The organism is Pseudogemmobacter bohemicus (assembly GCF_003290025.1).
Lineage (GTDB): Bacteria > Pseudomonadota > Alphaproteobacteria > Rhodobacterales > Rhodobacteraceae > Pseudogemmobacter > Pseudogemmobacter bohemicus.
On sequence record NZ_QNHG01000008.1, the window covers coordinates 51,951 to 78,721 of the forward strand.

The window sequence follows — 26,771 nt, forward strand, 5'->3', positions numbered from 1 at the left end:
GCCCTTACCTGCCGGTCGACGCTCGCCATTGCTGCACTGCGGCGATCCCGACAGCGGCCGTTCGTGCGCAATGCAGCGACTTAAGCCTTGCAATGCACCTTGCGGGCGGAAACTTCGCATTGACGTCGCAGTTCGACGACGTCGGGTGGGCTCATAATCTTCCGCATCCTCTGAAAATGCGACCATAGGTGTTTCCAGATCAGTCTTTGGGTAGCTCACCCATGAAGCTGTGGTACATAGTACTTAGTCACACCAGATCTGGGGGCTTTAAGAACTTGTCTTACTATCGATTTAAGTTAGCGGGCTGGTTTATTACGGCTGCGGATCGGCTCACTCGGAAACCGGAGGAGGCAGGCGCGGGAACGCGATACGTCGACCTCGCCCCGACGGATCAGGCCGACCCGGCGGGCGTGTACTCAGCCGCGTTGACCAAGGCGACCAACAACCCCCGTGTGATGAACATTGCCCTCACCGGACCCTACGGATCAGGCAAAAGCAGCATCATCAAGTCTTTCTTGAAGGGGTATAAGCGACCAGTTTTGCAGATATCCTTGGCAGCGTTTCTGCCTGAAGCTCCACCCGAAGCCGGGTCCTTCAACGGCAAGGTGAGCAGGCAGGAGATCGAGCGAAGCATCCTGCAACAAATGCTCTACGGTGCCGATTCGAAGCGGCTTCCGCTTTCGAGGTTTAAGCGGATACAGTCGCCCGGCCGTTGGTCGATGCTGGCCTCTCTCTTCATGATTATCGGCGTCATCGCCTGTTGGCATCTATTCCAGAAGCGAGATGCGATCATGACGGGTGCCTACTTCCGTCCGTTCGACATGACCAATTGGTTCAATCTACTTGCCTTCGTGATTGGTGGTGGGTTCATCTGGCAGGTCATCCATAATCTGTATATCGCAAGTTTCGGTATATCGCTGAAAAGCGTATCTCTGAAGGATATTGAGATCACACCTAAGGCGACGACAGAGGAATCTATCCTTAATCGTAAGCGGCGTCTGAACCCCACGTTGCGTGGCTGACGCGCTGCTGCGAAGTCCTTTTCATCGGCTGATGGGGAGTGCGTTTCGCAATGTGTGCCAAGAATTCGTTTCTCACCTCCCTGGGCGTGGAGATTTATGCCTCTGGTCATCGGCGGTGGCCGGATGAGGTGAAGGCTCGGGTGGTCGCCGATACACTGCAGCCGGGGGCCACGGTAAACGCAGTGGCGGATCACTATGGAGTGCAGCCGAACCAGGTATCGGCGTGGCGGCGGCTGGCCAAGCAGGGCAAGCTGGTGCTGCCAGCCATCTTGGCCGAAGAGCCGGTCTTTGCCTCGCTGGTGGTTTGCGATACACCGCCTGCTGTCCATTCCTACGACGGGCGCGCTGCAGACGAGGGGATCAGGATCATTATCGGGGAGGTGAGGCTTGAGCTGGCCGCGGACACGCCCGCCGTTCGGCTGGCCGAGATTGTCCGTGCTCTTGGAGCCGCGCCGTGCTGATGCCGTCGCAGGGCATGCGGATCCTGGTGGCGACCAAGCCGGTGGACTTCAGGAAGGGGCACGACGGATTGGCAGCCTTGGCGCAGTCGATGCTGGCGGAAGACCCCTTCACCGGCACGATCTTTGTGTTCCGCTCGAAGCGCGCCGACAGGCTGAAGATCCTGTTCTGGGACGGCAGCGGGCTGGTGATGGCTTACAAGCGCCTTGAGGCCGACAGCTTCACCTGGCCGGCCATCCGGGACGGGGCCATGACCTTGAGCCGAACGCAGTTCGAGGCGCTTTTTGCCGGCCTCGACTGGCGGCGGGTCCGACCTCTGGAAACCCCAAAGCCAGCCGTTTCAGAATGACCTGAATGCAATAAAAGCGTTCAACTACAGTCGGATCAGGGTATGATGACTTCATGTCCGCCGCTCCGTCCATCGACCTGTCCGCCATCCCCGAAAGCCAGCGCGCCGCTGTTCTTGCCGTGCTGAGGGAACGGGACGCGCTGCAGGAAACCAACCGGCGGCTGGAGCATCTGATCGCCGAGCTGAACCAGGTCTTGCATGGCAAACGCTCCGAGAAGCTGAACGACGACGAGCGTCAGCTGGCTTTCGAGGATCTGGAAACCGCGTTGGCCGAGGCCGAGACCCGGCAGGATGCGGAGACTGCGCCCCGCACGCCCCCGCGCCGGGCCGCCCGCCGCAATCGCGGGCATCTTCCGGAAAGCCTGCCCCGCGTAGAACGCGTGATCGAGCCGAGCAGTCTGCTCTGTCCGTGTGGCTGTGGTGAGATGCACCGCATCGGCGAAGACCGGACCGAGCGGCTGGATATCGTGCCCGCGCAACTGCGGGTCATCGTGACCGTGCGCCCAAAATATGCGTGCCGCAGGTGTGCAGAGGGCGTGACCCAGGCACCGGCACCCGCACACCTGATCGATGGCGGCCTACCCACTGAGGGCGCCTTGGCGCATGTGCTGGTCAGCAAATACGCGGACCATCTGCCGTTGTATCGTCAGAGCCAAATCCTTGCCCGCGCGGGCATCGAGCTTCACCGCAGCACGCTGGCTGATTGGGTCGGCACCGCCGCCTTCCACCTCGGTCCCGTGGTCGATCGGCTGACAGAGCACCTGAAGACGTCGAGCAAGCTGTTCATGGACGAAACCACGGCACCCGTGCTCGATCCTGGCCGAGGCCGGACGAAGACGGGCTACCTCTGGGCCCTGGCGCGCGATGACCGCTCATGGGGCGGGGGCGATCCGCCCGGTGTGGTCTTCACCTATGCGCCCGACCGCGCGGGCGAAAACGCAGAGCGCATCCTCCATGGCTTTGACGGCACCCTGCAGCTGGATGGCTATACCGGCTACAACCGTCTGACGCGTCCGTCCCGGACAGGCGGCGCACCGATCACCGTCGCTTATTGCTGGGCGCATGTCCGGCGAAAACTGAAGGAGATCTTTGATCGCGACGGCTCCAAGATCGCGGCCGAGGGCCTGTGCCGGATAGCCGAGCTTTACCGGATCGAGGCCGAGATCCGTGGCATGGACCCGGGCCAGCGGCTGTCGGCCCGCCAAGCGCGCAGTGCGCCGCTGATCGCCGCATTCGGGGAATGGCTGCAGCTGCAGTGTCGGCGCATATCGATGAGGTCGCGCCTCGGGGAGAAGCTGGCCTATATCCATCGTCACTGGGGCGGGTTGCAGACCTTCTTGCGCGACGGCCGGGTCGAGATCGACTCCAACAACGTCGAGAACCTGATCCGGCCGATCGCGCTGACGCGAAAGAATGCGCTCTTCGCAGGCCATGACGAGGGTGGCCGATCCTGGGCGCGCATCGCATCCCTGATCGCCACCGCAAAGGTCAACGGCGTCGAACCCTTCGCCTACCTCAAGGCAACCCTGGAAGCGGTGGCAGCCAGCCATCCTCAGGCAAAGATCGACGACCTGCTGCCCTGGAACTTCAACCCGTCAAGCTGAAACCAGGTGAGGCGGCGCCGCCGCTTACTGATCGTCGAGGTTCTGGCCCGCAACGGCCTGGTCTTTGCCTTCCTGTTCGTGGGCGGCGTCATGTGGCTGTCCTATCAGCTGTCCGACCGGCTGACGGCTGGTCGGCTGCACGGATCGGCAGTGGCCATCATCATCGGTCTGATCCTGGCCTGGATCGGCGGCATGATGACCGGGGGCAGCCGCGGGCTGGCGGATGTGCCGCTGTTCACCGGGATCGGGCTGATGGGGGGCGCGATGCTGCGCGACCTGGCCATCGTCTCGACCGCTTACGGCGTCGACATGCGCGAGATCCGCAAGGCCGGCGCGGCGGGGGTCAGCGCGCTGGCCTTGGGGATCGTGGTGTCCTTCGCGGTGGGCGCGGCGATCGCGGCGGCCTTCGGCTATACCGATGCGGTCAGCATGGCGACGATCGGCGGGGGTGCGGCGACCTATATCGTGGGTCCGGTGACCGGCACCGCCTTGGGCGCCAGTTCCGAGGTCATCGCCCTGTCGGTCGCTGCGGGGCTGCTGAAGGCGGTGCTGGTGATGATCGGCACGCCGCTGGTCGCGCCGCTGATCGGGCTGAACAACCCGAAATCGGCCATGGCCTATGGCGGGCTGATGGGCACGACCAGCGGCGTGGCCGGGGGGCTGGCCGCGACCGACAAGCGGCTGGTGCCCTATGGCGCGATGACGGCGACCTTCTTCACCGGGCTGGGCTGTCTGATGGGGCCGTCGGTCCTCTATCTGGCGCTGCTGGCCGTGACGGGCTGACCGTCTCGACCGCCAGCACCACGAGGCCCAGCCCCGCGGCCAAGGCCCACAGATGCCACAGGATGGGCGCGATCTCGGGCAGGGTCGCGCCCATCTGCATGACCCGCACCAGCCCGTCGATGGCCGCCGTCGACGGGATCAGCTGCGCCAGCGCGTTGAGATGGGCCGGGATCGCCTCGACCGGCCAAGCGAAGCCCGACAGGAAGAAGAACGGCATCCCGAGCGCCAGCAGCACGACCTGCACGACCTCGCCCCGCCGGAACAGCGCCGCGACCAGCTGCGCCAGAAACCCGGCCGCCAGCAGGAAGGGCAGGCCCAGCATCATCAGCGCCCCCGGCCCGCCCAGGATCGGCAGGCCATAGAGCACCGGCAGCACGATCAGATAGACCGGCAGCAGCCCCGCCCAGATGGCCAGCCACGCCCCCGCCCGGCCCAGCAGCCGCCAGACCGGATGGCCGGGCAGCGGCCCGCGCCGGGTCGCAGCCAAGGCCAGCCCCATCATCATCGTCTGCTGCAGGATCAGCACGAAGGCCGCGGGCAGCACATAGGTCGCGTAGCCCGCCGCGGGGTTGAACAGCGGCACCTCGATCTGGTTCGCGGGGCTGACCTGGGCGGTGGCCACGGCGCGGGGCGTGCCTTGGGCGATCAGGCGCCCGGCCTCGACCTCGGCGCCCATCTGGCGCAGGGGGACGGCGGCGCCCTGCATCACGCGCTGATACATCAGGAAATAGCTGGCATCGGCATAAAGCGCGACGGGGCTCTGATCGCCGCGCAGCAGGGCGCGTTCGAACCCGTCGGGGATCAGCATGACGCCATAGGCGCGGCGTTCATGGACCAGCCGCGTGGCCTCGGCCATGTCGGGGGCGAGATGGGTCAGGGCAACGGCCTCCGACGCGTCCACGCGCCGCGCCAGATCGGCCGAAGCGGTCGATCCGTCCTGATCGACCAGCACCACCGGCACATCGCGCAGAAGCTCGGCCCGATAGGGCAGCGGATAGATCAGCGCATAGATGACCAGCGCCAGCAGGACGATCATGCGCACCTGCCGGTCGCCCAGCACGGCGGCCAGCTCGGCGCGGAAGGCGGTGGCCAGCGCGGTCATGACGCGACCTCCTGCCGGGCCAGGCGCGACAGCTGCGCCAGGATCAGCGTGGCCAGCACGCCCGCGATCACCGCCAGCCACAGGACCGACATGGCGGAGATGTCCAAGGGCGTCGCGCGCAGCGACTGGTCGATGCGCAGCTGCACATACCAGGTGCCGGGAATGGCCGCGCCCCAGGCCTGGGCCAGGGTCGACATCGCCTCGCGCGGGAAACCCAGCCCCATGAATCCGAAGGCCGGCGCGGTGATGATGGCGATCAGGCTGGCCGCCCGGCCCATGTCACGCGACAGCACGAAGGCCAGCGCGCCGATCATCTGCGACGCCAGCACGAACAGCACCGCGCCAAGCGCCATCAGCCACAGCGACCCGCGCAAGGGCACCGCCAGCCAGCCATAGAGCGCCACGTCCGACAGGCCCAGGAGCAGCAGGAAGACGACCGTATAGGGCAGGATCTTGCCCAGCATCGCGGGCAGGATGCCGCCCGCCATCCGCATCAGCACGCGCGGATGCCGCCCCGGGCCGAAATCCAGCGAGACCGCATAGGCGGTCGCGGCGGCGGCGATGATCTGCAGGACCGTGGGGATCAGCGCGGCCAGCAGGAAATGCACATAATCAAAGGCCGGGTTGAACAGCGCATGGGCCTGCATCGGGATGGGCTGCAGCGCGACCATGGCCTGCACGGGCGCCTCTCCCTGACCCTGGCGCACCGACAGGCGCAGGCCCGCCAGCGCCGTGTCGATGGCATTGCGGGCGCCGCGGGCGACCAGCGATCCGGCGCTCATGTGCTGGTTGTCGTAGAAGGTGACGATCTCGGGGCGCGCGCCCCGGGTGATGTCGCGTTCCAGGTTCTGGGGCATCAGCACCGCGCCGCGCACCGCGCCGGACACGATCAGCGCGCGTGCCTCGGACAGATCGGACGCGCGATGGGTCACGGTCAGCTCGGGCGCCGCGTCCAGCATCCGCGTGACGGCCCGCGACAGATCCGAACGGTCCAGGTCGATCACCGCCACCGCCATGCCCGTGGGAATGCCTGCGCGAAAGATGCCGCCCAGGACCAGCAACATGATCAGCGGCAGCACGATCACCAGCCCCGCCAGCGCCGGGCGGCGCGGCAGCAGGCGGATCTCGCGCGCCATGACGGCCAGCATGGCCCTAGCGGTCCAGCTGGATCAGCGCGGACATGCCGGGGCGCAGGCCCTCCAGCGGCGCGACGGGGCGGGCCCGCAGCTCAAAGCTGCGCAGGTCGAAATCGCCCGTCGCGCGGGTGGCGCGCCAGCTGGCGAACTGGCCCTGCACGTTGATCAGGGTGATCTCGGCCTCGGCCTCACGGTCCAGGGCGGGGATGCGGATCGTCAGCCGGTCGCCCATCTCCAGCCCCGCCAGCAGATCCTCGCGCAGGTTGAAGGTGAACCAGGCCTGGTCCAGATCGACGATGGTGAACAGCGGCGCGCCCGGGCCGACATTCTCGCCCAGCTCGATCGTGCGGCCAGAGATCTCGCCCGACATGGGCGCGAAGATCCGCAATTCGTCCAGATCGGCCTGGCGTTGGGCCAGCGCGGCCTCGGCCTGGGCGACCTGGGCCGCGGCGACCTCGCGTTCCTCGGGCGAGGCCCCGGCCCGGGCCAGGTCCAGCTGCGCCTCGGCGGCCTCGACCCGGCCTGCGGCGGCGTCGAGGTTGCGCGTCGACTGGTCCAGCGCCGCCTGCGGGCGCAGGCCCTGCTGCGACAGGCCCGTGTCGCGGCCCAGCTGCTCCTCGGCCAGGCGCAGATCGGCCTGGGCCGCGGCCAGCTCGGCCTCGCGGGCGCGGATCACCTCGGGGCGGGTGGCGCCGGCCGCGGCCTCCGAGGCGCGGGCGACCTCCAGCCCTGATGCTGCGGCGGCATGGGCGGTGACCAGCTGCGGGTTCGACAGTTCGGCCAGCAGCTGGCCGCCCTCGACCCGCTGGCCCAGATCGGCCTCGATCCGCGTGACCCGGCCCGAGGTGCGGGCCGAGACATCGACCCGCGGGGCCGCGACCTCGCCCTGGATCAGCAGGGGGCCGGGGCGCGTCGCCCACCAGACGGCACCGATGACCAGCCCGGCCAGAACGGCCAGGACCAGCAGCGGCAGAAGGGATCGGCGGGGCGCCTTGGCAGGTTTCATCGGTTCGGTCCCTGACATTCGACTGAGGGCCAGACTACGCCCGGCCCGCGCCGGGGACAATTCGAAAGCATGCTTGCGAAAAGCAATTTTCATGGGCGTTGTTGGGCATTGATGATGTGACCGCCCCCCGACGGCATCTGTGTGCCAAGGTGGGTCTGCGAGGATCCACATAGGAGAGCGGTCATGTCGGAGATTACCACTGTCGGGCTCGATCTGGCGAAGAATGTGTTCCAGGCACATGGTGCCGACGCCTCTGGGCAAGCTGTGCTGCGCAAGAAGCTGAGGCGGGATCAGGTGCTGTCGTTCTTCAGCCAGTTGCCGAGCTGCATTGTCGCCATGGAAGCCTGCGGAGGGGCGCATTTCTGGGGCCGCGAGATCGGCAAGCTCGGGCACGAGGTTCGGCTGATCCCGCCCGCCTATGTGAAACCTTTCGTCAAGCGCCAGAAGAATGATGCCGCTGATGCCGAGGCGATCTGCGAAGCGGCGCAGCGCCCGACGATGCGTTTCGTCCCGGTGAAGAGTGAAGAAACCCAAGGGTCGGCGATGGTATTCCGTATCCGGGAACTTCTGATCCGGCAGCGCACACAGGCGATCAACGCCCTGCGTGGGCATCTGGGCGAGTTTGGTCAGATCGTGCCACAAGGTGCTGGCAACGCTGCGCGACTTATTGCGATGATCGAAGACCCGGACAGCGGGCTGCCCACCGAGGCCCTCCCCACGCTTGATGTGCTGGTTGCGGCGCTCCGGCACCTCGAGACAGAGATCGGGAAGCTGGACGCCGAGATCAGCCGGCGGGCAAAGGGCAACGAGGTCGCACGGCGGCTGATGACAATTCCTGGCATCGGCCCCCTGATCGCCACGGCCATTGCTACGCTGGCGCCCCCACCAGAGATATTCCGCACAGGCCGGGACTTTGCCGCCTGGCTCGGGCTCACCCCTCGCCAGCATTCGACAGGCGGCAAACAGAGGCTCGGGGCCACGACCAAGATGGGGGAACGATCCCTGCGGCGCCTGCTGATCATCGGCGCCAACAGCGTGATCATCAAGCGACACGTCCATGCCTCGGCCCGACCGGGAACCTGGTTGGGCGGGATACTGACGCGCAAGCCGCCCATGCTGGTGCGGGTCGCGCTGGCGAACAAGATGGCGCGCATCGTCTGGGCCCTTATGGCCCACGGTGACGTCTACAAGGCTCCGGCCGCAGCGGCATAAGCCGTCGAGGTCGCGAGAACGTCGGAGCGGAAGAGGGCAAGGAGACGTTTGGCGCAACGGTCGTGAGACAGGATCAGGGGAACCAGCCTGCAACAAAGTGCCTTCGAGCACGCGGCGTTGATTTGGGGCCTGATCCGCGAACACCATACGGGCCCGCGGCATGACGATGGTCGCATAAGAGGCCGGATACATGTCAGCACCCGACAACGCGTCAAAAGAAGCTTCGAACCCCCTTGCGCAAGGGGCGGTTATACATGTTGCAGAACTCGGCGTCGGAGCAGGGCTCTCCCTTACCCATTAAGCTCAGGCCAGGCGCTCGATTTCGGCGGTGCCGGGTGCGTTGAAGCGGTTCATGAGCGCGACGCGGATGTAGATCTCGGCCGCTTGTCTGTCGGGGTCTTGCGAGGCGATGCGCTCACCGAAGGATTTGAGGCAGCGCATCCTTGCCTCGATCCGACTTCGGACGTGATAGCCGGACCAGACCTTCCTGTTCGCCCGACCGAAACGTTTGGTCGCCCGGAGGATGTCGTTGCAAGCGCGAGCGGCAGGGCAGTCCTCTTTCCAGAGGCGACCATTCTTCCGGATCGGGATGATGGCCGTGCCGCCACGGTCCACGATTGCGGTGTGGCATCGCCGGGTGTCGAAGGCACCGTCGCCGGTCACGGTGCCGACCAGCCCCTCCGGCGGAATCTGCTTCAGAAGGTCAGATAGCTCAGGACCGTCGCCTTCGCGGCTGGAAGTGAACTCCACCGCCCGAATGTCGCCGGTGTCTGTATCCATTGCCAGGTGGACCTTGCGATACTGGCGCTTGCGGTGGGTGCCATGCTTGTGCGCCAGCCATTCTCCATCGCCGAGAAACTTGATCCCGGTGCTGTCCACCAGCAGGTTCAGAGGACCTGGTGCGCGCCGGCAGGATATCTGGACAGTGAGGGTTTTTTGTCTGCGGCTCATGGTGGAGAAGTCCGGCACGGGCCAGTCGAGCTCGACCATCTCCAGGATGCTGGCCACCGTTCCGGTTGTCTGCCGAAGCGGCAGCCCGAAGAGCACCTTCACCATCAGGCAGAACTGGATGGCCGCACCCGAGAACACCGGCGGGCGACCACGACGACCCGCCTTGTTCGCCAGCCACACCATGTCCTTGTCCATCCAGATCAGTGGCGATCCACGCCGCCTCAAAGACTCGTTGTAGGACTTCCAGTTCGTCATACGGTAGCGGGCAGCCTCAGGTTTGCTCATGCCGAGACGCTTACCGTGGCCCCCGGCTGCAGTGTATCGGCGACCACCCGAGCCTTCACCTCATCCGGCCACCGCCGATGACCAGAGGCATAAATCTCCACGCCCAGGGAGGTGAGAAACGAATTCTTGGCACACATTGCGAAACGCACTCCCCATCAGCCGATGAAACCCCATTTCCCAAGTAAGGCGCTGATTTCGCTGTCCTGACCATTATATTTCCTATATAAAACTGGTGTTGAAGGCTGCGAGGGGCGCGTTTCATGGATCACCCAGAGGGTGCGGGCTTGCAACGGGCAGATCGGGTGGATTTCGACCCTCGCGTGCGGCTGGAATTTCGCGGCACGCAGCTCAGTTCCGACGGCGGCCTTCTGGTGATGCGCGAGCTTGATGACGCGCTCGGGTTGTCCGATTTGGCGTCAGCGGCGCTCGCGATACTCGCTCTGGCAAGAACACGGTCCATTCGGCTCGACGGCCTGTTCCGGCAATCAGTCTTTGGGCGGCTGGCCGGATACGAGGATGTCAACGACGCCAACCGTCTCGCCTGCGATCCGGTCATGCGCCAAGTTGTCGGCGGCAGAGCGGTCGATGCACAAGCGGCCTCGGCATCGCAGATGGGACGGTTCGAGACCGAGACGCGGCTCTGGCCGGGAACCGTGCCGCGCTGGCCGACCTGAACGGGCAATGGATCGACCGGTTCCATGACCGTAACGGGCTGAAGTACATCGTTCTGGACATGGACAGCTCGGTCAGCCCGACCCATGGCGACCAGGAAGGGTCTGCCTGGAATGGCCATTTCGACTGTGCTGCTATCACCCCAACTTTCTGTTCAACCAGTTCGGGATGCTGGAACGCTGCGCCCTGCGCCATGGCAACGTCCACAGGCGATGGCTGGCGTGATGTTCTCGACCCCGTCATTGCGCGCTACGCGGAGCGCGACCTTGGTGGCAGGTTCTTCCGGGCCGATGCTGCCTACGCGATCCCGGCGATCTATGAGCGATTGGAAGAAGCGCGGTTCTTCTACGCCATCCGGCTGCCCGCAAACGCGGTCCTCAAGGACAAGATCGCGCATCGTAACGCGCCCTGTCGGGCGGCCGTCACTGACCAAGGTCAAGCGGTTCTTCGAGGAATTCGAGTATCAGCGCGTCCTGGGACAAGGAACGCCGGGTGATCGCCAAGATCGAATGGCATCCGGGCGAACTGTTCCCGCGTGTCGGCTTCATCGTCACCAACCTGCCGATGGAGCCGGACTGGGTGGTGCGGTTCTACAACCAGCGCGGCACCGCCGAGCAGCACATCAAAGAGGGCAAATACGCCTTTCGCTGGACGCGGCTGTCGTGCCGGAAGTTCCGCGACAATGAGGTGCGGCTGCAACTGCACGCCCTGGCGTACAACCTGGCCACCTTCTTGCGCTGCATCGAGCTGCCCGAGGCCATGGCCGACTGGTCGTTGACCAGCCTGCAACTGAAGCTGATCAAGATCGGGGCACGTGTGGTCCGTCACGCCCGCACCATCACCTTCCAGCTGGCCGAGGTCGCTGTCACCGGCACGATGGTACGCGCCATCCTCGCCGCTATCCCCGATTGCGAGCGCCACCGCTATGCGCATGATCGCGATCCACGCTCAAACTGAACGAAAGCGGCTGGACAGATCTGTCCGCTGCGCTGAAAAACGCCGCCCCTGGGCAAGGAAACAGCGGCTTCGCGGTCTGATCCGTCCAGATCCAGCAGTCTGCGCGACCGCAGGTGCCGCTTGCGGCAGAAAATCCTTGTCTAGCGCTCGGATACAGGCGATCTTCACCTCAAACGACACGCCACTTGGGGAATGCAGGTGAAAAGGACTTCGCAGCAGCGCGTCAGCCACGCAACGTGGGGTTCAGACGCCGCTTACCCTTAATCGCCATTTAGACGAGATCATATACTTCTTCCAGTCTACGCAATATGATCTTGTCGTCATCGAGGACTTAGATAGATTTAACAACGCTGAAATATTCGTCACGCTGCGTGAAATCAATAGCCTGGTGAACGCCAATCTGCGCGGCAAGCGACACATCCGGTTTCTCTACGCCCTTCGCGACGATATGTTCGTGAACACGGATAGGACCAAGTTCTTCGAATTCATTATTCCAGTCATCCCTATCATCAATAGCTCGAATTCTATCGACAAATTGCTGGAGCAGGGCAAGCGGCTCTCCCTGGACGATAGGTTCGATCAGCGGTTCCTGCGGGAGGTTTCGCGATATCTGAACGACCTCAGGCTCATACAGAATATTTTTAATGAGTATGCTATCTACGTCGCCAATCTCGAAACCGAGAACGAAACCAGCCTAGACGTCAACAAGCTGTTGGCGGTCTTGATATACAAGAACGTGTTCCCAAGCGATTTCGAGAACCTTCATCGCGGAAAGGGGCATCTGGCAGGGGTTCTTCGAAGTCATGATCGATACATCGCGACGAGCGAGTCCCGATGCAAAGTCGAGATATCTCGCCTCGAGACGCTTGTCGATCAAGGTGAAAAGCAGCTGCCGAACGATCTGACCGAGTTGCGCCGGAGCTATGCGATGGCCATCGTAGAGATGGTTCCCGAGGGACACAGCCGTGTTGGCCTCAATCATAGTGCCATGATTTCTCTGAGCAACCTTGCTAACGATGAGCGTCTTGAAGCAATAATGGGAGCGAGCCAACTGTTAACCACTTCAATACACGGTCACCAGCATCACCTCCAAGTAGGCAATTTACAGGCGAAGGTTGATCCCCATAGAACCTTCCAACAGCGCAAAGAGGACGTTGAAAAGAAGTCTGCGGAATTTAGAGACTCTTCACTCAAGCAAATTCGCGAACTGAGGGCCAAATTAGGCAACTTGCGAATGACTAAATTCAACGAAGTCATTCGAGAAAATTCAGATGAAGTCGATGGGCTGTTCGACGAATTTGGAGACGGCGCCGATCTGGCTCGCTTCTTGGTTCTGGAGGGTTATCTGGATGACACGTACTACCAGTACACATCCCTTTTCCATTCAGGGCGTCTATCTCCCAGCGATAACAAGTTTCTGATCCACATTCGCGGTTTCAGAACTCCAGATCCCAACTTTCAGATAGACAATCCGAAGGAGGTCATCGCCGCGATGCGCGACGAGGATTTCAGCCGAACCTACGTTCTCAACGTGACGATCGTCGACTGCCTGCTTGCGGATCCCTCTTCGTATGGGATGCAGAAAAAGCGTCTGCTCAACTTCATCGCGACCGATTTCGCGGGCTGCGAGACATTCCTGTCAAGCTACTACGCCAGAGGCACGGCGGTCGCGGCTCTCATTTCTGGAATGGCGAGGACGTGGCCTGGGTTCGTCGCGGCGGCACTGACCAGTCCCGCAAACCTGATGCATGTTGCGCACATCATGAGCCACATGTCGAATGCGGACCTGAAGGGTCTTGCCGGCAGGCACCCGGCCATATCAAACTTCGTCTCAGAGAGGTTGGCTGACATCTTGGCGCAGGGGGTCGATGTCCCAGCCGAACGACTGCAACCGCTCGACGTCGAAGCGACCGACCTAGCCGCCGTGGAGGCTTACCCGGGCGTCATAAGGGTCCTGTTCGACGGCGGTCTCTATGAGCTTTCCATCGACAACCTGAATTTCATATTCCGAGTCGTCCTCGGTATCAGGGAAGTTGATCGGTCAGGCGAGCAAAACTACACGTTGGTACTCGAGTCCGGAAGCGCGCCGCTTCTAGCCAAGATCGATGGCCGTTTCGGCGAGTATCTTCGGAACGTCCTGCTTCGTCTGCCGAACAATTGCCGTGAGAGCATTTCGACCATTCAACGCGTCATCGGCCGGGCCGACGTGGAAGTTGAATCCATTGCAGAATTCCTCGAGATGCAGTCGACATCGGTCCCAACCTTGGATCAAGTCCCCGATGGTCTCCACGCCACGCTTTTTCGGATAGCAAAGATCGAGGCGACTTGGGTAAACTGCTTAGCGTTTATTGGCAGCAGCAACTACGATGCGGAAGTACTCACGTCGTTCTTGAACAGACCGGCCACCTTGCGTGCGCTTGCCGACCACCAAGTTCCGGACGGAGATCGGGCGGCACCATTGCGCAAGTTCATCCTAGAGAACGACGCATTGAGCGAGGAAACATATTCGGCCTATGTCAAAGTGCTTCCGAGACGGTTCAAAGTCTTCCCGCAGCAGCTCAGTGCAGCAAAGACCAAGATACTGGTCGAGCAGAATACCATAACCTTCTCCGCGACCAACCTTTTGCATCTCAGCGACGATCCAACATTAGGCATCGCATTCGTAACAAGGAACATTGCAGAGTTCTTCGAGGCTGAAGGCGAGTGCGATCTAGCCGACGACTTCCGGCAGAATCTGTTGGAAGCGGACATTGGCGATGAAAACAGGCTGAAGATAATTCAAAAGATGGATCTTAGCCTGCTGGCTGACATATCGTCCCGCGCGGCCATCGTTGGCAGAATACTCGCTCGAACTGGCGTGAAGATCGACAACCTCGGAGTCGACGCCGCACGTGCGGTCATCGTCAACTCCCAGCCTCTTTCCACACAGATAACTTTGTTCAACATGCTTCAAAGGATGTTCGATGATCAGCAAGTGAGAGATATCCTGCGTTCACTGCCTGATCCACTTCCCGACATCAAACCGGGTTTCTCAACGCCGAAGATTGAAGGCAGCGAAGTGAACCTCGAGTTCGTTACATGGTTGAAGGATCGGGGCTTCATCTCATCGTGGCGGAAAGGCACCTTGTTCGATGACGACATTCGCATGAGTATGTTCAGGAAGTGAGTAGGATCGTTCATCGCAGTTTCCCAAGCAGGTCGTTCTCGGCACCTCGCCGAGATAGATTAGCGGATAGCAGGTGGCGGGCTCAAATCCTGATAGGCTGAAGACCTCCACCGTTGCCAGGCGGCTTGCCGCCTGCTCGGAGCGTCGGGCAGGGCGTTGCTTCGCCCCGTTTGAGCATGCTCTGTGCCAGAGTGGCAGCTGTCATCACGCGGAATTGCCGACAGGCCGCTTTCCGCCCGTCAGGCGGTTTCAGCCCGGTTGACCATGGCAGCCCGTATGAGTGTCCGCTGTCTGGCTGTCGCTGCGATGGCGGTGCCGCACCGCCACAAGACAGCTTTCCGCCCTTCCCGCTCGGTCGTGTCTCGGAAGTGGTAGAAATTGTCTGGCGGCGTAATCTCCGGGTGAACCAACACCCACCCAACCGGCGGCGGCAACCGCCAGGGAGATCACGCCATGAAGCAGAATACCGATAGCTCGTCCTTTTCGCCGCTGCCCGACGCAGGCGGGTATGATCCGATCGAGGATCGCCTGCGGGCGAATGTCCGGGCCACCATTGAAGCCATGTTCGAAGAGGAACTTGCCGCCTTTCTTGGTTGGCTTCGTTACGGCCGCGGCAATGAGCGGGCCAGGGGCTACCGCCACGGGCACCGCGATCGGCAGCTGACCGGCACATTCGGCACCGAGACGGTGCGGGTTCCTCGTGCTCGGATCGAGAACGAAGCCGGCAAGATCACCGAATGGCGATCGAAGGCACTGCCCCGCTACAGGCGGCTGACGAAGAAGGCCGAGGCCCTGATCGCGGCGGTCTACCTGGCCGGCACCAACACGCGCCGGGTCAAGCGGGCGCTGTTCGGACTGTTCGAGGGGGCGGTGAGCAAGGACGTGGTCAGCCGGGCCTGGCGCAAGGTGAAGGTCGACTGGGACGCCTGGTCCACCCGCGACCTGGCCGAGGAGGATATCGTGCGGCTCATCCTCGACGGCACCGTCATCAAGACCCGGCTGGACCGCAAGGCCACCAACATCTCGGTGCTGGCGGCGATCGGCATCCGCCGCGACGGACAAAAGGTGCTCCTCTCGATCAGGAACATGGGCGGCGAAAGCACGGCTGCCTGGGGCAGCTTCCTTGCCGACCTGGACGCGCGGGGCCTCAGGCGGCCCGAGTTCGTAATCGTTGACGGCGCCCCCGGCCTTGAAGCCGCGCTTGTGGCGCTCTGGGGCGGGGACCTGCCCATCCAGCGCTGCACGGTTCACAAGCACCGCAACCTGCTTGGCCACGCGCCCAAGCGCCTGCATGACGAGCTGAGCGAAGACTACCGCGACATGATCTACGCCGACAGCGCCGCCGAGATCGAGACGCGCCGCAAGGCCTTCCTCCGCAAGTGGAAGCTCAAGTGCCGGGCCGTGGCCGATAGCCTTGAGGAGGCCGGCGATCGCCTCTTCAGCTTCACCCGCCTCGATCCGTCGCAATGGAAATCCGCACGGACCACCAACGCCATTGAGCGTCTGAACGAGGAGTTCCGCCGCCGCATCAAGACCCAGACCGTGCTGCCCTGCGCTGAAACCGTGCCGATGCTGCTCTGGGCGCTCCTGGCGTCAGGGCAGATCCAGATGCGAAAAGTCGATGGCTGGGAAACCCTTTCTCAGCCTCTCGTGCCGATGTCTCTTGACCTCGCGGCCTGACCGGAGCCAACGTTACATGCTCGGAGCGCGCTGCTCGCCAATTTCCACCACATTCGCGACACGACCGCATCATGGCGATGAAAAATTGATTGTCTGGCATGGGCTTCACGGTCCTGTGCCAATTTTGATCCATATCCGGCCCTGCGGGTCGGGGAAGGCAACACCCGCTGCCCGGCGGGAAGCACCCTGTTGAACAAGGAAGTCAATGCCATGCCGATCAGTCTTGCCGCCGCTGCACAGACCTACCGCGAAGCCGCGCGCGATGCGGTGCGCCGCCATTCGACCTTCCACCTGGTACAGGCGGCGCTGCTGGTCGTCGCGGGGATCGTCGCCATCGTCTTCCCGGCCTTTTCTTCGGCTGCTGCCGTCGTGGTGTTCGGCTGGCTGCTGATCGCCAGCGGCATCATTCAGGCCATCGGCCTGATCAGCGCACGCCATGCGCCGAACTTCTGGCTGCAGATCATCTCGGCCATACTTGGTGTGTTGCTGGGCATTCTGCTCTTGCGCAACATCGCGCAGGGGATGCTGCTGCTGTCGCTTCTGCTGATCATCTTCTTCATGATCGAGGGGATGTCGAAGGTTGTCTTCGCATTGACGATCCGTCCCTTGCCCAACTGGCTTTGGGTTTTTGCCAGCGGGGTGCTCTCGGTCGTGCTGTCGCTTGTGCTTTTTGCCGCGATGCCGGTCACTGCGCTGTGGCTGATCGGGCTGATGCTGGGGCTCGACCTCATCGCCATTGGCGCGGCCCTTGGTGCGATGGCGTGGAGGCTTCGCGGGCAAGCGGTGCCCGCCGCCTGATCCCCTAGGGCGCCCGGCTTCGGGCGCCATTTTCTTGCAATGAATTGACTGAAAGGCGCCGAAATGGCCAGCAACCCGAAATCGCAGACGCGAAAAACCCTTCCCATCGACCTCGCCTTGCAGGGGGGCGGTTCGCATGGGGCGTTTACATGGGGCGTTCTGGACCGCATCCTCGAGGAAGACTGGTTCGAGATCGATGGCATTTCCGGCACCTCGGCCGGCGCCATGAACGCGGCAATCCTGGCGGCCGGCATGGCCACCGGCGGGCGGCAGACCGCGCGTGAGATGCTGACCGCCTTCTGGCGCCGGACGGCCGATGCCGCGCGCTTCAGCCCGTTCAAGCGCGGGCCGCTGGAGGTCCTGACGGGCAAATGGACGCTGGACAACTCGCCCGCCTTCATCGCCATGGATCTGATGGCGCGGCTGATCTCGCCCTATTCGCTGGGTGGGGCGGCAGGGAACCCGCTGCGCGACATCCTGACAGACCTGATCGATTTCGACGCGCTGGCGACCGGGCCGGTCAAGCTGTTCATCACGGCAACCAATGTGCACACCGGGCAAGGCAGGGTGTTCCGCAAGCATGAGGTGACGGCCGATGTGCTGCTCGCCTCGGCCTGCCTGCCATCGATGTTCCAGGCCATCGAGATCGACGGCGTGCCCTATTGGGACGGCGGCTATGCGGGCAACCCGACGATGACGCCGCTCGTGCGTGAATGTGAAAGCCTCGATACCGTTCTGGTGCAGATCAACCCGGTCGAGCGGCGCGAGACGCCGCGCACCGCGCGCGAGATCGCAAGCCGCCTGAACGAGATCTCTTTCAACGCCCAGCTACTGAAAGAGTTGCGGATGATGGCGCTGCTGCGCCGTGTCATCGACCCCGGCAATGGCGAGGCGCGGTACTGGAAAGAGATGCGCCTGCATCGCATCACCTCGGACATCATGGTGGACCTTGGACATTCCTCGAAGCTGAATGCCGAATGGGACTTCCTGAAGATGCTCTTCGACGAAGGGCGCCGCGCCGCCGAGGATTTCGGCCGCACCCATATTCAGGACATCGGGGTGCGTTCGACCTTCGATATCGACGCGCTGGCGGACGAGCTCTGACATGCTGGGTCTGCTGGGTATTCTGTTGGGCCTTGCCCTGATCATGGTGCTTGCGTTCCGCAGTTGGACAATCCTGCTGCTGGCGCCTTTGGCTGCTGCGGTGGCGGCGCTTTTTTCCGGTCAGCCGATGCTGGCGCACTGGACGCAGACCTTCATGCCTGCGGCGGCGGGGTTTGTGGCGCAGTTCTTTCCGCTTTTCCTGCTGGGCGCATTGTTCGGCAAGCTGATGGACGACAGCGGATCGGTTTCAGCGATCGCCGATTACATGACGCGCCGGCTCGGCCCCTCGCGGGCGATCCTTGCCGTGGTGGCTGCGGGCGCGATGGTCACCTATGGCGGTGTCAGCCTGTTTGTGGCGTTCTTCGTTCTGGCGCCAATGGGGCAGGCGCTGTTCAAGGCGGGAAGCGTGCCGCGCAGGCTGCTTCCGGCGGCACTCGCGCTTGGAACCTCGACCTTCACCATGTCGGCCATGCCGGGAACGCCTGCGATCCAGAACGCGATTCCGATGCCGTTCTTTGGTACCACCCCCTTTGCCGCACCTGGGCTTGGCATCATAGCCAGCATCATCATGGCGGCCATCGGCCTGGGCTGGCTTTCCTTCCGCGAACGTCAGGCCAAGGCGCGGGGCGAGGGTTATGGCGCGGCCGAAAAAGGCTCCGCCGTCTCGCGCGAGCTGGCCAGCACCGCACGCGAGTTTGACCCTGCCGAGATCAGCCGCGCCGGATCCTGGGGCGGGCGGCCACCGATCGGCCTGGCCATTCTGCCGCTGGTTCTGGTTGTCGTGGTCAACCTGATCCTGACGCAGTTCGTGCTGCCCAGCATGGATTTCGATTTCCTCTCGCAGCCCGCATGGGGCGAAACCACCCTGTCGGCTGTCGGCGGGGTCTGGTCGGTGGCGCTTGCGCTTCTGGTCGCCTGCATCGTGCTGGTTGCCATGAACCGGCGCCGCTTTCGCAATCTGCGCGAAAGCATCGACTCGGGCGCGACGGCCGCAGTACTTCCGATCATGAGCGTGGCAAGCCTTGTGGGGTTCGGCGCGGTCGTGGCGGCCCTGCCTGCGTTCGAGATGGTGCGGGACTGGGTTCTGGGCATCGGAGGCGGGCCGCTCGTGTCACTGGCGGTAGCGACGAACATCCTTGCCGCGTTGACCGGATCGGCTTCGGGCGGGATGACCATTGCGCTGCAGGCCCTTGGCCCCACCTTCATGCAGATCGCGTCAGACACAGGGCTGGACCCTGCGCTGATGCACCGGGTGGCCGTGATCGCCTCGGGTACGCTGGACAGCTTGCCGCATAATGGCGCGGTGGTCACGATGCTTGCGGTCTGTGGCTGCACGCATCGCGAAAGCTATCTGGACATCGTCATGGCCGCCATTGTCAGCGCGCTTGTTGCCCTTGTGGCCGTGATCGTGCTTGGCACAGCCTTCGGTTCCTTCTAACCCGATAGGGACAGAGCTTCGGGATCGTCATGACACAGCCCACGCCGACCGCCGCACCACCGGCCCTTTTGAACATCACGCTGGGCGTCATGCTGGCGCTGATGCTGGGGTGGTTCTTCCACATCGCCTCGGGCGTTCTGGTGCCAATGGTGCTGGGGCTGATGATCTCTTATGTGGTCATGCTCATCCGCAGAAGACTGATCGCCAAGATCCCCAGCCTTGACTTTCGTCGCAGGTTTCACATGTAGTAACGTAACCACAATCGGAGGCCGCGATGACGATTCATACGATCAGCAGCCGTGAACTGAACCAGGATCTGGCCCGCGCAAAACGGGCGGCGCTTGACGGTCCCGTGTTCATCACGGACAGAGGCCGACCGGCCCATGTCCTTATGAGCTTTGCCCAATATCAGCAGATGAGCGGCCAGCGCCGCAACATCCTCGATGCACTTGCGGTGCCGGGGCTGTCGGACATCGACTTTGAGCCGCGCAAGACTGAGATCATGTCCCGACCGGCCGATCTGTCCTGATGTTTCTGCTCGACACCAATGTGATTTCCGAGTTGCGCAAGGCGGGGGATGGCAGGGCCGATGCCAATGTCACCGCCTGGCTGAGCGGTCAGGATGCCGCGGCACTGTTCATCTCGGCAATTACCGTGATGGAGCTGGATATCGGTGTGCGCCGCATCGAGCGGCGCGATGCGGCGCAGGGAGCCTTGCTCCGGGCATGGTTCGCAGAACGGGTCCTGCCGGAGTTCCAGGAGCGGGTTTTGCCGGTAGATACAAGCGTGGCGCTGCGCTGCGCCGGCCTTCATGTTCCTGATCCGAGATCAGAACGGGACGCACTGATAGCGGCGACGGGGCTGGTCCATGGCTTCACGGTCGTGACCCGAAACACCGGTGATTTCAAGGACACGGGGGTGATCTTGCTTAACCCTTGGGTCAGGGTTTGACTGACAGCCAGCGCGCTCTGGTACAGGCTTTCGGGCCGAGCGCATATTACTAGGACACTGTTCAGGGGACGCCTTCTCCCGGCTCTCGGGCGAAAAGCAACCTGTATAGGGGTTGGCAGGTCCGTAGCTTATCCCGTTCTCAACGAAGAAGCCCAATCGCCCGAGCAGCCACGCCCGGTGCCAGCACGAGCCCGCCAGCAGCAGACGCAGCCAGCGTGGCGGTTGGCGGCCCGAATAGCCAGCGAGATACATCTGGTTCAGAAGACCGCTGCGAAGGCGGGTTGCAGTGCAACCCTTACCCATCTTTCCCGACCGGCACGACTGCAAAGCGATCAGCCGTGAGTGAGGTCTCATAGACGGTCTGCCCGTCTTTGGCGTAATTGCTCTCGCCGATCCGCCCCCTCACATGGACGAGGTCGCCGGGTTTCAGGTTCTCCTTCAGCCAGGCGAAACCTGCGGTGCTGCGTTCGAAGAGGGTGACGGTGTTCCAATCCGTGCGCTCCCGCAACTCGCCGCTGTCCTTGTCCTTCCAGCTGTCGGTTGCGGCGATGCTGACCTTCAGGACCTTGCCGCCGCCAAGCTCGGTTCTGCGGCCGACATAGCCCTGAATCTGGAATTCCGCGAAGGTGTACAACATCCTATTTCTCCTCGTTACGATACTGGATTGAAGGCTCGCCCTCGAAAGGGCGCCTACTTCCCGAGCCTCCGTGCCCGCTCTGCGACCCGGACGATTTGCCCGCCGGCGGCAAGAGCCGCGGATTTCACGGCGGGCGCATTCTGGGCGATCTGGCGGCCGACCATTTCGCCGGTGCTGAGATTTCCCATTCGCTCGCGCGCCTGCACGCCGCGGGTGTTCAGCATCCCACGGGTCATGGCTGCAGTTCCGGCAGCAACAGCCGGCCCCGCCACCACCATGAAGTTCCCCGACAGCCCGCGCACGATCAGAGGCGTTGCAGCAACGAAGCCCTTCGCCAGGAAGATCATGACGAAGAAGGGGATAAGCGAGCCGATATTGGTGGCAGATTCCGGGTCTCCGACCTGCGCAAGGAGGGCGTTTGCCATGCCCACCACAGTCGAGAACATCGCGGCGATCACCACCGGGTAGAACGCATAGCTGACGGTTGTGGAAACCCAACGGTGGAAGAAGTCCTTGGTCGCATCGAACAGCGACAGGGCGATCATCACCGGCGCCAGGCCTAGCATCAGCGAGAGCATCATCTTGGCAAAGATCAGCACGATCCCGGTCATGAAGCCGAGGATGCTGAGCAGAATGAGGCCGATGCCGCCCAGGATCGCGCCCGTCATCCAACCCAGATTACTGCCGATCGCATTGAGATAGGCCGAGAACCGTTCGATCAGATTGTCGAACTCACCGGCAAAGTGCGTCGCGCCAGCACCGCCGCCTCCGACCGATGCGACCAGCGCCCCTGCGATATAGTCCAGACCGCCGATCACCGCATTTGCGACCGCGTTGAAGCGGGTCCAGTTGAAGGCGAAGAACCCGATCAGGGTCAGCTTCAGCAAGTACCAAAAGAAGGTCGCGCCATCCATGCTGCGATATTGGAAGGCCATGTTGATACAGAGGCCGATCAGGGAAAGCGTGACCATCAGCAGGGTGATCGTGCCGATATTGCTCGCAACAGCCCCAAACTGCGATTCCGCAGCCGAGGCGAGGAAGCTATCGGCCGAACCGACCATCCAGCTGACAACACCCATTACCAGTTGCCCTGCGCTTCGCAGACAGCTTGAACTGCATGGCGCAAGTCGTTGGCTTGGCGACGCAATACCCGTTGGGTCTGTGTGTGCTCAGCCTGCGGTAGGTCAGCGAAGCGCTCGGTATATTCCGCGTCAGCAGCTGTCCAATCCGGGAAACGTGTTTCGCAGGAACAATCGCCATTTGCCACGATGGTTTCCCACGAGCGCAGTTCATAGAGGGCCATCACAGTCAGCGCCTTGTAGGCTTCGCGGGGAGAGACATTTTCAACCCATGCCGGGCGCTCGGGCCTGTCGTTGCAGATACGGTACCGTTGCGGCTCAAGCGTGGGTGTCAGATCGTTGGTGACGGGAGTTTGCCCGATGGCCGGAAGTGCGGCAGCGAAGATGGCAGCGGTGAGAACGAGGACACGCATGGGGGTTTCCTTTCATCATTCGGAGGCAAGGCGTGAGGGGACCTCATCAAGTCCAATGCCGGGCAAGTAGAATTCGGTGATGCCTCTGGCCCCCTCATGGCGGCCGGCCTGAATGATCACGTCGATCGAGCCTTCGATGTAGGTGATCATGTCGGCATAGGTCATCGGAAGGTCCGTCTTCAGGGCCGCAATGGCAAGGCGCCGGACGGCGAGCTGCGGTGTCTCGGCGTGAAGCGTCGTCAGAGATCCGCCATGGCCGGTATTGATCGCTTCGAGGAAGGTCATGGCCTCCTTCCCGCGCACCTCGCCCAGAACGATCCGATCCGGCCGCATGCGCAGGGTCGAGGTCAGGAGCGCATCGGCGCTGCGGGCGTCGGATTCCCGGTCCGAGATCAGCGTCACGACATTCGGCTGCTCGGGCCTGAGTTCGGCCGCTTCCTCGATGGTCAGGATACGCTCGTCATCCGGGATGAGGGAGATGATCTTGCGGGCGGCGACCGTCTTGCCGGTGGAGGTGCCGCCAGAGACGATCATGTTCAGCTTGTTTTCGACACAAAAGCGTAGAGCCGCATCGATCTCGCCCGAGGCCACCACCTTCCGAAGCGCGAGGTTGCGTTCCTTGCGCAGACCTTCAAGGCTACGTTCGCGGCCGTAGAGGAAGCCAAGCCTGATCTGCTCGAGCGGGAGCGTCGAGAAGAATCGCAGCGAGATGGAAAACCCGCCTTCGACGGCCGGCGGCTGGATGACCTGAGCCCGGATCGGTCGATCCCCCCAGAGGATGCTGACCGAGACGATGGGCTTGCGGTTGCTGAGCGTCGTGTTGGCCGCCGAGGCGATTTGGTTGCCAAGGTCCCTGATCTCGATCTGCGTGAGCGGCTGACCCAGGTCTCGCATGAAGTGATCGCCCTTGGAACTCGCCCCAGACCCGGCCATCGGGGTTGATGCAGATCTCGATCACATCAGGGCGGCGGATCGGATCCCCCAGCCGTGCCAGCGAGGCTTCGAGATAGCTTGCCGCCATCAGAGGATCTCCAGATCGCGGTCGACCATCACGGTGATGCGCGTTCCCTGCGGCACGCGGATCACCGGACGGATCGAGAGATAGTCCTGCATCACGCTGCGGCTGGCATCGCGAAGGTCCGTGGCCACATCGCTGGCCGCATCCGAGGTCGTGTCGTCGTCAATGCTCGCGGCGGCCGCTGCCGGGACCGCGCCGATGAGGGAGATCAGTGCGGCAGAGCCAAACCGGGTGCCAAATCGGCTGTCGACATCGCCCGTGACGCCAGAGCGGCCGAGTTCATCACCGCCAAAGGCGCTGATCTGGACGGTCTGGTTGTCGGGCAGAATGACCCGGTCCCAGCCGACCATCACACGGGATTGCGCGAGGGAGACCTCAGAGCGGTAGCGCCCGATCAACTGGGCACCACGGGGGATCAGGATGCGGGTGCCGTCAAAGGAATGCACATCTTCCGAGACGACCGCCCGGATCACGCCGGGCAGGGTGCTGTCCATGGCGGTTTCCAGCACCGCCTGGATCATCGTGCCCTGCACGACGGTGTGGCCGGGGTTCACGATGATCTCGGCCCGGGTCACGGGCGCCGCCGCCGCGCCGCCCCGCACGAAGGCCTCATCCGCGCTGAGACGTGCCGCCTCGACCTCGGATTCTCCATTCGCTCCCCCACCCACGCCGGACCAGGCCAGCATGGGGGAGGTAATGCGTGCCTCGCGTGCCGCAGCCTCTGCGGCCCGCCTGCGCTCGAGCTCGGCGAGCCGTGCATCTTCCTCGCCGGTGCCGGGCGCTCCAAGCCGAGCGATCTCGAGATCCATGCGAATGCGCTCCAGCTCGCGGTCCCGCTCGACCAGCTGCCGCTCAAGAGCGCTGCGGGCTTCCGCGTTCGAGGCGTCCAGTGCCGCCAGTTGTGCTGTCAGATCCGCGATGGCTGCCTGTGAGGCTGGATCGCCCGTCTCTACGGGACGCGCACGCAATTCGGCCAGTTCCGCTTGCAATCTGCCGAGCGTTTCTCGCAACTCGAGCTCTGCAGCGCTTGGCCCTTCAGGAACCGGCGCGGGCGCCGGAGCGGGTTCTGGGGCCGGGGTCGCGGGGAATTCGCCGAAGCCTGACCCGTTGCTTTGGAACTCCTCAGCCGCCGCCGTGGGCAAGCTGGGCTCGGTCTTTGGCTGTAGGAGCAACCATCCCAAGCCACCAATCATCAGAATAGCGGCGCTGCCGAGCAAGGCCGCAAAGAGAGAGGGGCGGGCGGGCGCTTTACGTTTTCCCGTCGAGGCTTCTATGGCTTTGAGGCGGGTGGCAAGGTCGTCAGGATCACTGCTCATGACGATGCCGCGCCTTCAGCGCCTGACATATCCTGGATGCAGATGACATCTTCGCCGAGGCGCAACACCCACTGGCGGTGAACCCCGGAGACCCGAATCACGCCTTCTTCCTGCGCGACGGAATTCACAGTTCTCTCCCGCCCGCCGGTCCAGCGGAAGATCGCGGGGATCGGCGCATTACGCGGGAAGCGGAAATAGGTGAAGGTGCCATCGTCCCAGACCGCGGTTGGCGTAAACTCGGTCTGGCTGCTCACAGCATAATTGCTGTTCGGTGCGCCGGCGGCGACGGCATTGACGGCAGGCGCGGCGGCATCCGGATAGCGAAACTGCACGACATAATGCGGGGTCTCGCGCGCCTCGACGACATGGAAGTAGTAGGAGCGACGGTTGGTATAGACGGTGATATTGGTCGCCACATTCGACGCCACGGGCTTGATGGCAAAGGCCCGACCGCCGGGCACGCCGTCGAACTGGAAACCTGCCGTGTCGCCCGCGATGATCGAGCGGATGGTTTCCCCTTCGCCAAACTCGATCGAGGTAACGCGGGTCAGATTGGTGACCACACGATAGACCTGCCCCTCGGTCCAGGTGGCGACACGCACCCGCCGGTCATGCGATCCCGCACGCGGCGTGGTTTCCGCAAGGGCGGGCACCTCGCCATAACGCACTGATCATCAACCGACATCTGGAATCCCTTGTTGCAGCGCCAGCGGTTGCCGGACCGATCAAGGTGAGCGTCGTCGGGAAGGACAATCCTGCTGCAGGCTGTCCCATCCTGCTCGAAGCCTCTTTCGCAGCGCCATCCCTGCCCGTAGGTGCTCGTATCAAGGAATGCATTCTCGGGGACGGGCACCGGGTCACAGCTGCCGCGGACCTCAAAGAACCCGCGCTCGCAGCGCCAGGCCGCGCCGTGGCTGGCATTGGTAGGATAGGCGTTGTCGGGCAGGACGATCGTGAGGCAGGAGCCGGAAGTCGCGATATAGCCGCGCTCGCATTCCCATCCGTTCCCTGAAGAACTGCCGGTCAGAAATGCGTGCTCCGGCACTTCGATCCGATCACAGCTGTCGCGCAGTCTCCGATACCCTCGGTGACAGTCCCACCCTGATCCGCCATCTGACAGAAAGGCATTCAAAGGGATCGGAATCGAAAAGCATGAGCCGCTCTTTTCAGCATATCCATGCGTGCACTCCCAGCCTGTGCCATAGGATCGTCCCGTCGGGTAGGCGTTCTCAGGTAGAATGATCTCGGCACACGACTCGCCGTCGGACCGATAGCCAAGGTTGCATTCCCAGCCGCCACCGAACCGTCGCTCCGTGGCGTTGTCCGGAATTGCCCCGTGGCCCCCCTGCTGTGCCAAGACGGGAGTTGTGGAAAGTAAACAGAAGCCCAGGATTAGGCCCATGAAACTGGACAGCCTGATGATCGATTGCCGGGCCATGATCGAGAACTTCTCCATTCGAGTTGCGTCGGCAGCATTTGCCGAGCACCATGTTTCCTTGTTCTGCCTTGAGGAATTGGCCTGCCTCCAGTGGATTTCCGGCATCGATCATGATCCGCCCGGAGCCAGGCTCCGGGCAAGAGGTCTTGCAATCGCCATCCGTGACAGCGCCATTCGCTGAGGGCTGGTCAGAGC

The 26,771-nt window shown here is 63.0% G+C and carries 27 protein-coding genes and 1 pseudogene; 18 read left to right on the forward strand and 10 right to left on the reverse strand.

The annotated features are described in order from the left end of the window. Positions 1–275: 275 nt before the first annotated feature. Genes DRF71_RS26260 through madM form a run of 5 tightly spaced genes read left to right on the forward strand, consistent with a single transcriptional unit; the run spans position 276 to position 4,217 of the window. On the forward strand, positions 276–1,022 hold the full coding sequence (locus DRF71_RS26260) for a YobI family P-loop NTPase (protein WP_179209266.1): 747 nt from the start codon (positions 276–278) through the stop codon (positions 1,020–1,022). A gap of 50 nt (positions 1,023–1,072) precedes the next feature. After that, on the forward strand, positions 1,073–1,483 hold the full coding sequence (gene tnpA / locus DRF71_RS26265) for an IS66-like element accessory protein TnpA (RefSeq protein WP_035714911.1): 411 nt from the start codon (positions 1,073–1,075) through the stop codon (positions 1,481–1,483). Then, entirely contained in the window at positions 1,483–1,830 is a 348-nt protein-coding gene (gene tnpB, locus DRF71_RS26270) for an IS66 family insertion sequence element accessory protein TnpB (protein ID WP_084695240.1), read from the forward strand. Before tnpA ends, tnpB begins: the two co-directional genes overlap by 1 nt. Before the next feature lie 53 nt (positions 1,831–1,883). Beyond that, a complete protein-coding gene (gene tnpC, locus DRF71_RS26275) occupies positions 1,884–3,434 on the forward strand; it encodes an IS66 family transposase (RefSeq protein WP_035714907.1) in 1,551 nt (516 codons plus the stop codon). 6 nt (positions 3,435–3,440) lie between these two features. Beyond that, a complete protein-coding gene (gene madM / locus DRF71_RS26280; protein WP_226341282.1) occupies positions 3,441–4,217 on the forward strand; it encodes a malonate transporter subunit MadM in 777 nt (258 codons plus the stop codon). Here the strand turns inward: madM and DRF71_RS26285 are convergent. Genes DRF71_RS26285 through DRF71_RS26295 form a run of 3 tightly spaced genes read right to left on the reverse strand, consistent with a single transcriptional unit; the run spans position 4,150 to position 7,461 of the window. Further along, positions 4,150–5,319 carry an ABC transporter permease gene (locus DRF71_RS26285; protein ID WP_035714904.1) on the reverse strand — a complete coding sequence of 390 codons (1,170 nt, stop codon included), beginning with the start codon at positions 5,317–5,319 and terminating at the stop codon, positions 4,150–4,152. The two genes, madM and DRF71_RS26285, sit on opposite strands and share 68 nt — an antisense overlap. After that, the gene (locus DRF71_RS26290) at positions 5,316–6,467 is read right to left on the reverse strand and encodes an ABC transporter permease (RefSeq protein WP_035714902.1); all 1,152 of its coding nucleotides are present in this window, start codon (positions 6,465–6,467) and stop codon (positions 5,316–5,318) included. Before DRF71_RS26290 ends, DRF71_RS26285 begins: the two co-directional genes overlap by 4 nt. A 4-nt stretch (positions 6,468–6,471) precedes the next feature. Continuing rightward, positions 6,472–7,461, reverse strand: a complete 990-nt coding sequence (locus DRF71_RS26295) for an HlyD family secretion protein (protein ID WP_051911464.1) — start codon at positions 7,459–7,461, stop codon at positions 6,472–6,474. A 183-nt stretch (positions 7,462–7,644) separates the two neighbouring features. Here DRF71_RS26295 and DRF71_RS26300 point away from each other — a divergent pair, with 183 nt between their 5' ends. Then, a complete protein-coding gene (locus DRF71_RS26300) occupies positions 7,645–8,673 on the forward strand; it encodes an IS110 family RNA-guided transposase (protein WP_112311428.1) in 1,029 nt (342 codons plus the stop codon). Positions 8,674–8,976: 303 nt separating this feature from the next. Here the strand turns inward: DRF71_RS26300 and DRF71_RS26305 are convergent, their stop codons facing one another. Then, the gene (locus DRF71_RS26305; protein WP_112313402.1) at positions 8,977–9,909 is read right to left on the reverse strand and encodes an IS5 family transposase; all 933 of its coding nucleotides are present in this window, start codon (positions 9,907–9,909) and stop codon (positions 8,977–8,979) included. Positions 9,910–10,169: 260 nt separating this feature from the next. On the opposite strand from DRF71_RS26305, the gene DRF71_RS29155 reads away from it, so the two are divergent. The 11 genes from DRF71_RS29155 (at position 10,170) to DRF71_RS26355 (ending at position 20,675) form a co-directional block, all read left to right on the forward strand. Beyond that, entirely contained in the window at positions 10,170–10,583 is a 414-nt protein-coding gene (locus DRF71_RS29155; protein ID WP_269814319.1) for a transposase, read from the forward strand. Positions 10,584–10,621: 38 nt separating this feature from the next. Further along, complete coding sequence (locus DRF71_RS29160) at positions 10,622–11,077, forward strand: transposase (protein ID WP_269814345.1); 456 nt, start codon at positions 10,622–10,624, stop codon at positions 11,075–11,077. After that, positions 11,074–11,538 (forward strand): transposase, encoded by a 465-nt coding sequence (locus DRF71_RS29165; RefSeq protein WP_269814320.1) that lies wholly within the window; start codon positions 11,074–11,076, stop codon positions 11,536–11,538. Before DRF71_RS29160 ends, DRF71_RS29165 begins: the two co-directional genes overlap by 4 nt. A gap of 283 nt (positions 11,539–11,821) precedes the next feature. Continuing rightward, positions 11,822–14,704: a YobI family P-loop NTPase gene (locus DRF71_RS26320; RefSeq protein WP_456300099.1), complete on the forward strand. Its 2,883-nt coding sequence runs from the start codon at positions 11,822–11,824 to the stop codon at positions 14,702–14,704. 453 nt (positions 14,705–15,157) lie between these two features. Next, on the forward strand, positions 15,158–16,384 hold the full coding sequence (locus DRF71_RS26325; RefSeq protein ID WP_088215553.1) for an IS256 family transposase: 1,227 nt from the start codon (positions 15,158–15,160) through the stop codon (positions 16,382–16,384). Between the two features lie 189 nt (positions 16,385–16,573). Next, positions 16,574–17,182, forward strand: a complete 609-nt coding sequence (locus tag DRF71_RS26330) for an HdeD family acid-resistance protein (RefSeq protein WP_198143212.1) — start codon at positions 16,574–16,576, stop codon at positions 17,180–17,182. A 63-nt stretch (positions 17,183–17,245) separates the two neighbouring features. Continuing rightward, entirely contained in the window at positions 17,246–18,286 is a 1,041-nt protein-coding gene (locus DRF71_RS26335) for a patatin-like phospholipase family protein (RefSeq protein WP_035715050.1), read from the forward strand. 1 nt (position 18,287) lies between these two features. Beyond that, a complete protein-coding gene (locus tag DRF71_RS26340) occupies positions 18,288–19,724 on the forward strand; it encodes a GntP family permease (RefSeq protein ID WP_084684278.1) in 1,437 nt (478 codons plus the stop codon). Positions 19,725–19,753: 29 nt separating this feature from the next. Next, entirely contained in the window at positions 19,754–19,972 is a 219-nt protein-coding gene (locus DRF71_RS26345) for a hypothetical protein (protein WP_035715047.1), read from the forward strand. Positions 19,973–19,998: 26 nt separating this feature from the next. Further along, positions 19,999–20,253, forward strand: coding sequence for a type II toxin-antitoxin system Phd/YefM family antitoxin (locus DRF71_RS26350; RefSeq protein ID WP_035715044.1), 255 nt, complete (start codon positions 19,999–20,001; stop codon positions 20,251–20,253). Further along, entirely contained in the window at positions 20,253–20,675 is a 423-nt protein-coding gene (locus DRF71_RS26355) for a type II toxin-antitoxin system VapC family toxin (protein ID WP_198672404.1), read from the forward strand. The genes DRF71_RS26350 and DRF71_RS26355 overlap by 1 nt, the downstream gene beginning before the upstream one ends. A gap of 295 nt (positions 20,676–20,970) precedes the next feature. On the opposite strand, the gene DRF71_RS26360 is transcribed toward DRF71_RS26355, so the two are convergent. The 6 genes and pseudogenes from DRF71_RS26360 to DRF71_RS26385 form a co-directional block, all read right to left on the reverse strand. Next, entirely contained in the window at positions 20,971–21,312 is a 342-nt protein-coding gene (locus DRF71_RS26360; RefSeq protein ID WP_020952590.1) for a single-stranded DNA-binding protein, read from the reverse strand. Positions 21,313–21,365: 53 nt separating this feature from the next. Then, the gene (locus DRF71_RS26365; protein ID WP_035715035.1) at positions 21,366–22,391 is read right to left on the reverse strand and encodes a type IV secretion system protein; all 1,026 of its coding nucleotides are present in this window, start codon (positions 22,389–22,391) and stop codon (positions 21,366–21,368) included. Further along, entirely contained in the window at positions 22,391–22,804 is a 414-nt protein-coding gene (locus DRF71_RS26370) for a hypothetical protein (protein ID WP_035715033.1), read from the reverse strand. Before DRF71_RS26370 ends, DRF71_RS26365 begins: the two co-directional genes overlap by 1 nt. Positions 22,805–22,819: 15 nt before the next feature. Then, a pseudogene (locus DRF71_RS26375) lies at positions 22,820–23,825 on the reverse strand (ATPase, T2SS/T4P/T4SS family). After that, on the reverse strand, positions 23,825–24,964 hold the full coding sequence (locus tag DRF71_RS26380) for a TrbI/VirB10 family protein (protein WP_408634572.1): 1,140 nt from the start codon (positions 24,962–24,964) through the stop codon (positions 23,825–23,827). The pseudogene DRF71_RS26375 and the gene DRF71_RS26380 overlap by 1 nt, the downstream one beginning before the upstream one ends. A 170-nt stretch (positions 24,965–25,134) precedes the next feature. Next, complete coding sequence (locus DRF71_RS26385) at positions 25,135–25,806, reverse strand: TrbG/VirB9 family P-type conjugative transfer protein (protein ID WP_157971293.1); 672 nt, start codon at positions 25,804–25,806, stop codon at positions 25,135–25,137. Positions 25,807–26,538: 732 nt separating this feature from the next. Between DRF71_RS26385 and DRF71_RS26390 the strand changes: the two genes are divergently transcribed. Then, complete coding sequence (locus DRF71_RS26390; protein ID WP_112313405.1) at positions 26,539–26,757, forward strand: hypothetical protein; 219 nt, start codon at positions 26,539–26,541, stop codon at positions 26,755–26,757. Positions 26,758–26,771 lie beyond the last annotated feature (14 nt).

What these genes read in the sequence shown, in the direction of transcription:
- tnpA (WP_035714911.1), top strand. Translation starts at nt 1,073, where the DNA reads ATGTGTGCCAAGAATTCGTTTCTCACCTCCCTGGGCGTGGAGATTTAT.
- tnpB (WP_084695240.1), top strand. Translation starts at nt 1,483, where the DNA reads ATGCCGTCGCAGGGCATGCGGATCCTGGTGGCGACCAAGCCGGTGGAC.
- tnpC (WP_035714907.1), top strand. Translation starts at nt 1,884, where the DNA reads ATGTCCGCCGCTCCGTCCATCGACCTGTCCGCCATCCCCGAAAGCCAG.
- DRF71_RS26285 (WP_035714904.1), bottom strand. Translation starts at nt 5,319, where the DNA reads ATGACCGCGCTGGCCACCGCCTTCCGCGCCGAGCTGGCCGCCGTGCTG.
- DRF71_RS26290 (WP_035714902.1), bottom strand. Translation starts at nt 6,467, where the DNA reads ATGCTGGCCGTCATGGCGCGCGAGATCCGCCTGCTGCCGCGCCGCCCG.
- DRF71_RS26295 (WP_051911464.1), bottom strand. Translation starts at nt 7,461, where the DNA reads ATGAAACCTGCCAAGGCGCCCCGCCGATCCCTTCTGCCGCTGCTGGTC.
- DRF71_RS26300 (WP_112311428.1), top strand. Translation starts at nt 7,645, where the DNA reads ATGTCGGAGATTACCACTGTCGGGCTCGATCTGGCGAAGAATGTGTTC.
- DRF71_RS26305 (WP_112313402.1), bottom strand. Translation starts at nt 9,909, where the DNA reads ATGAGCAAACCTGAGGCTGCCCGCTACCGTATGACGAACTGGAAGTCC.
- DRF71_RS29155 (WP_269814319.1), top strand. Translation starts at nt 10,170, where the DNA reads ATGGATCACCCAGAGGGTGCGGGCTTGCAACGGGCAGATCGGGTGGAT.
- DRF71_RS26325 (WP_088215553.1), top strand. Translation starts at nt 15,158, where the DNA reads ATGAAGCAGAATACCGATAGCTCGTCCTTTTCGCCGCTGCCCGACGCA.
- DRF71_RS26335 (WP_035715050.1), top strand. Translation starts at nt 17,246, where the DNA reads ATGGCCAGCAACCCGAAATCGCAGACGCGAAAAACCCTTCCCATCGAC.
- DRF71_RS26340 (WP_084684278.1), top strand. Translation starts at nt 18,288, where the DNA reads ATGCTGGGTCTGCTGGGTATTCTGTTGGGCCTTGCCCTGATCATGGTG.
- DRF71_RS26345 (WP_035715047.1), top strand. Translation starts at nt 19,754, where the DNA reads ATGACACAGCCCACGCCGACCGCCGCACCACCGGCCCTTTTGAACATC.
- DRF71_RS26350 (WP_035715044.1), top strand. Translation starts at nt 19,999, where the DNA reads ATGACGATTCATACGATCAGCAGCCGTGAACTGAACCAGGATCTGGCC.
- DRF71_RS26355 (WP_198672404.1), top strand. Translation starts at nt 20,253, where the DNA reads ATGTTTCTGCTCGACACCAATGTGATTTCCGAGTTGCGCAAGGCGGGG.
- DRF71_RS26360 (WP_020952590.1), bottom strand. Translation starts at nt 21,312, where the DNA reads ATGTTGTACACCTTCGCGGAATTCCAGATTCAGGGCTATGTCGGCCGC.
- DRF71_RS26365 (WP_035715035.1), bottom strand. Translation starts at nt 22,391, where the DNA reads ATGGGTGTTGTCAGCTGGATGGTCGGTTCGGCCGATAGCTTCCTCGCC.
- DRF71_RS26370 (WP_035715033.1), bottom strand. Translation starts at nt 22,804, where the DNA reads ATGCGTGTCCTCGTTCTCACCGCTGCCATCTTCGCTGCCGCACTTCCG.
- DRF71_RS26390 (WP_112313405.1), top strand. Translation starts at nt 26,539, where the DNA reads ATGAAACTGGACAGCCTGATGATCGATTGCCGGGCCATGATCGAGAAC.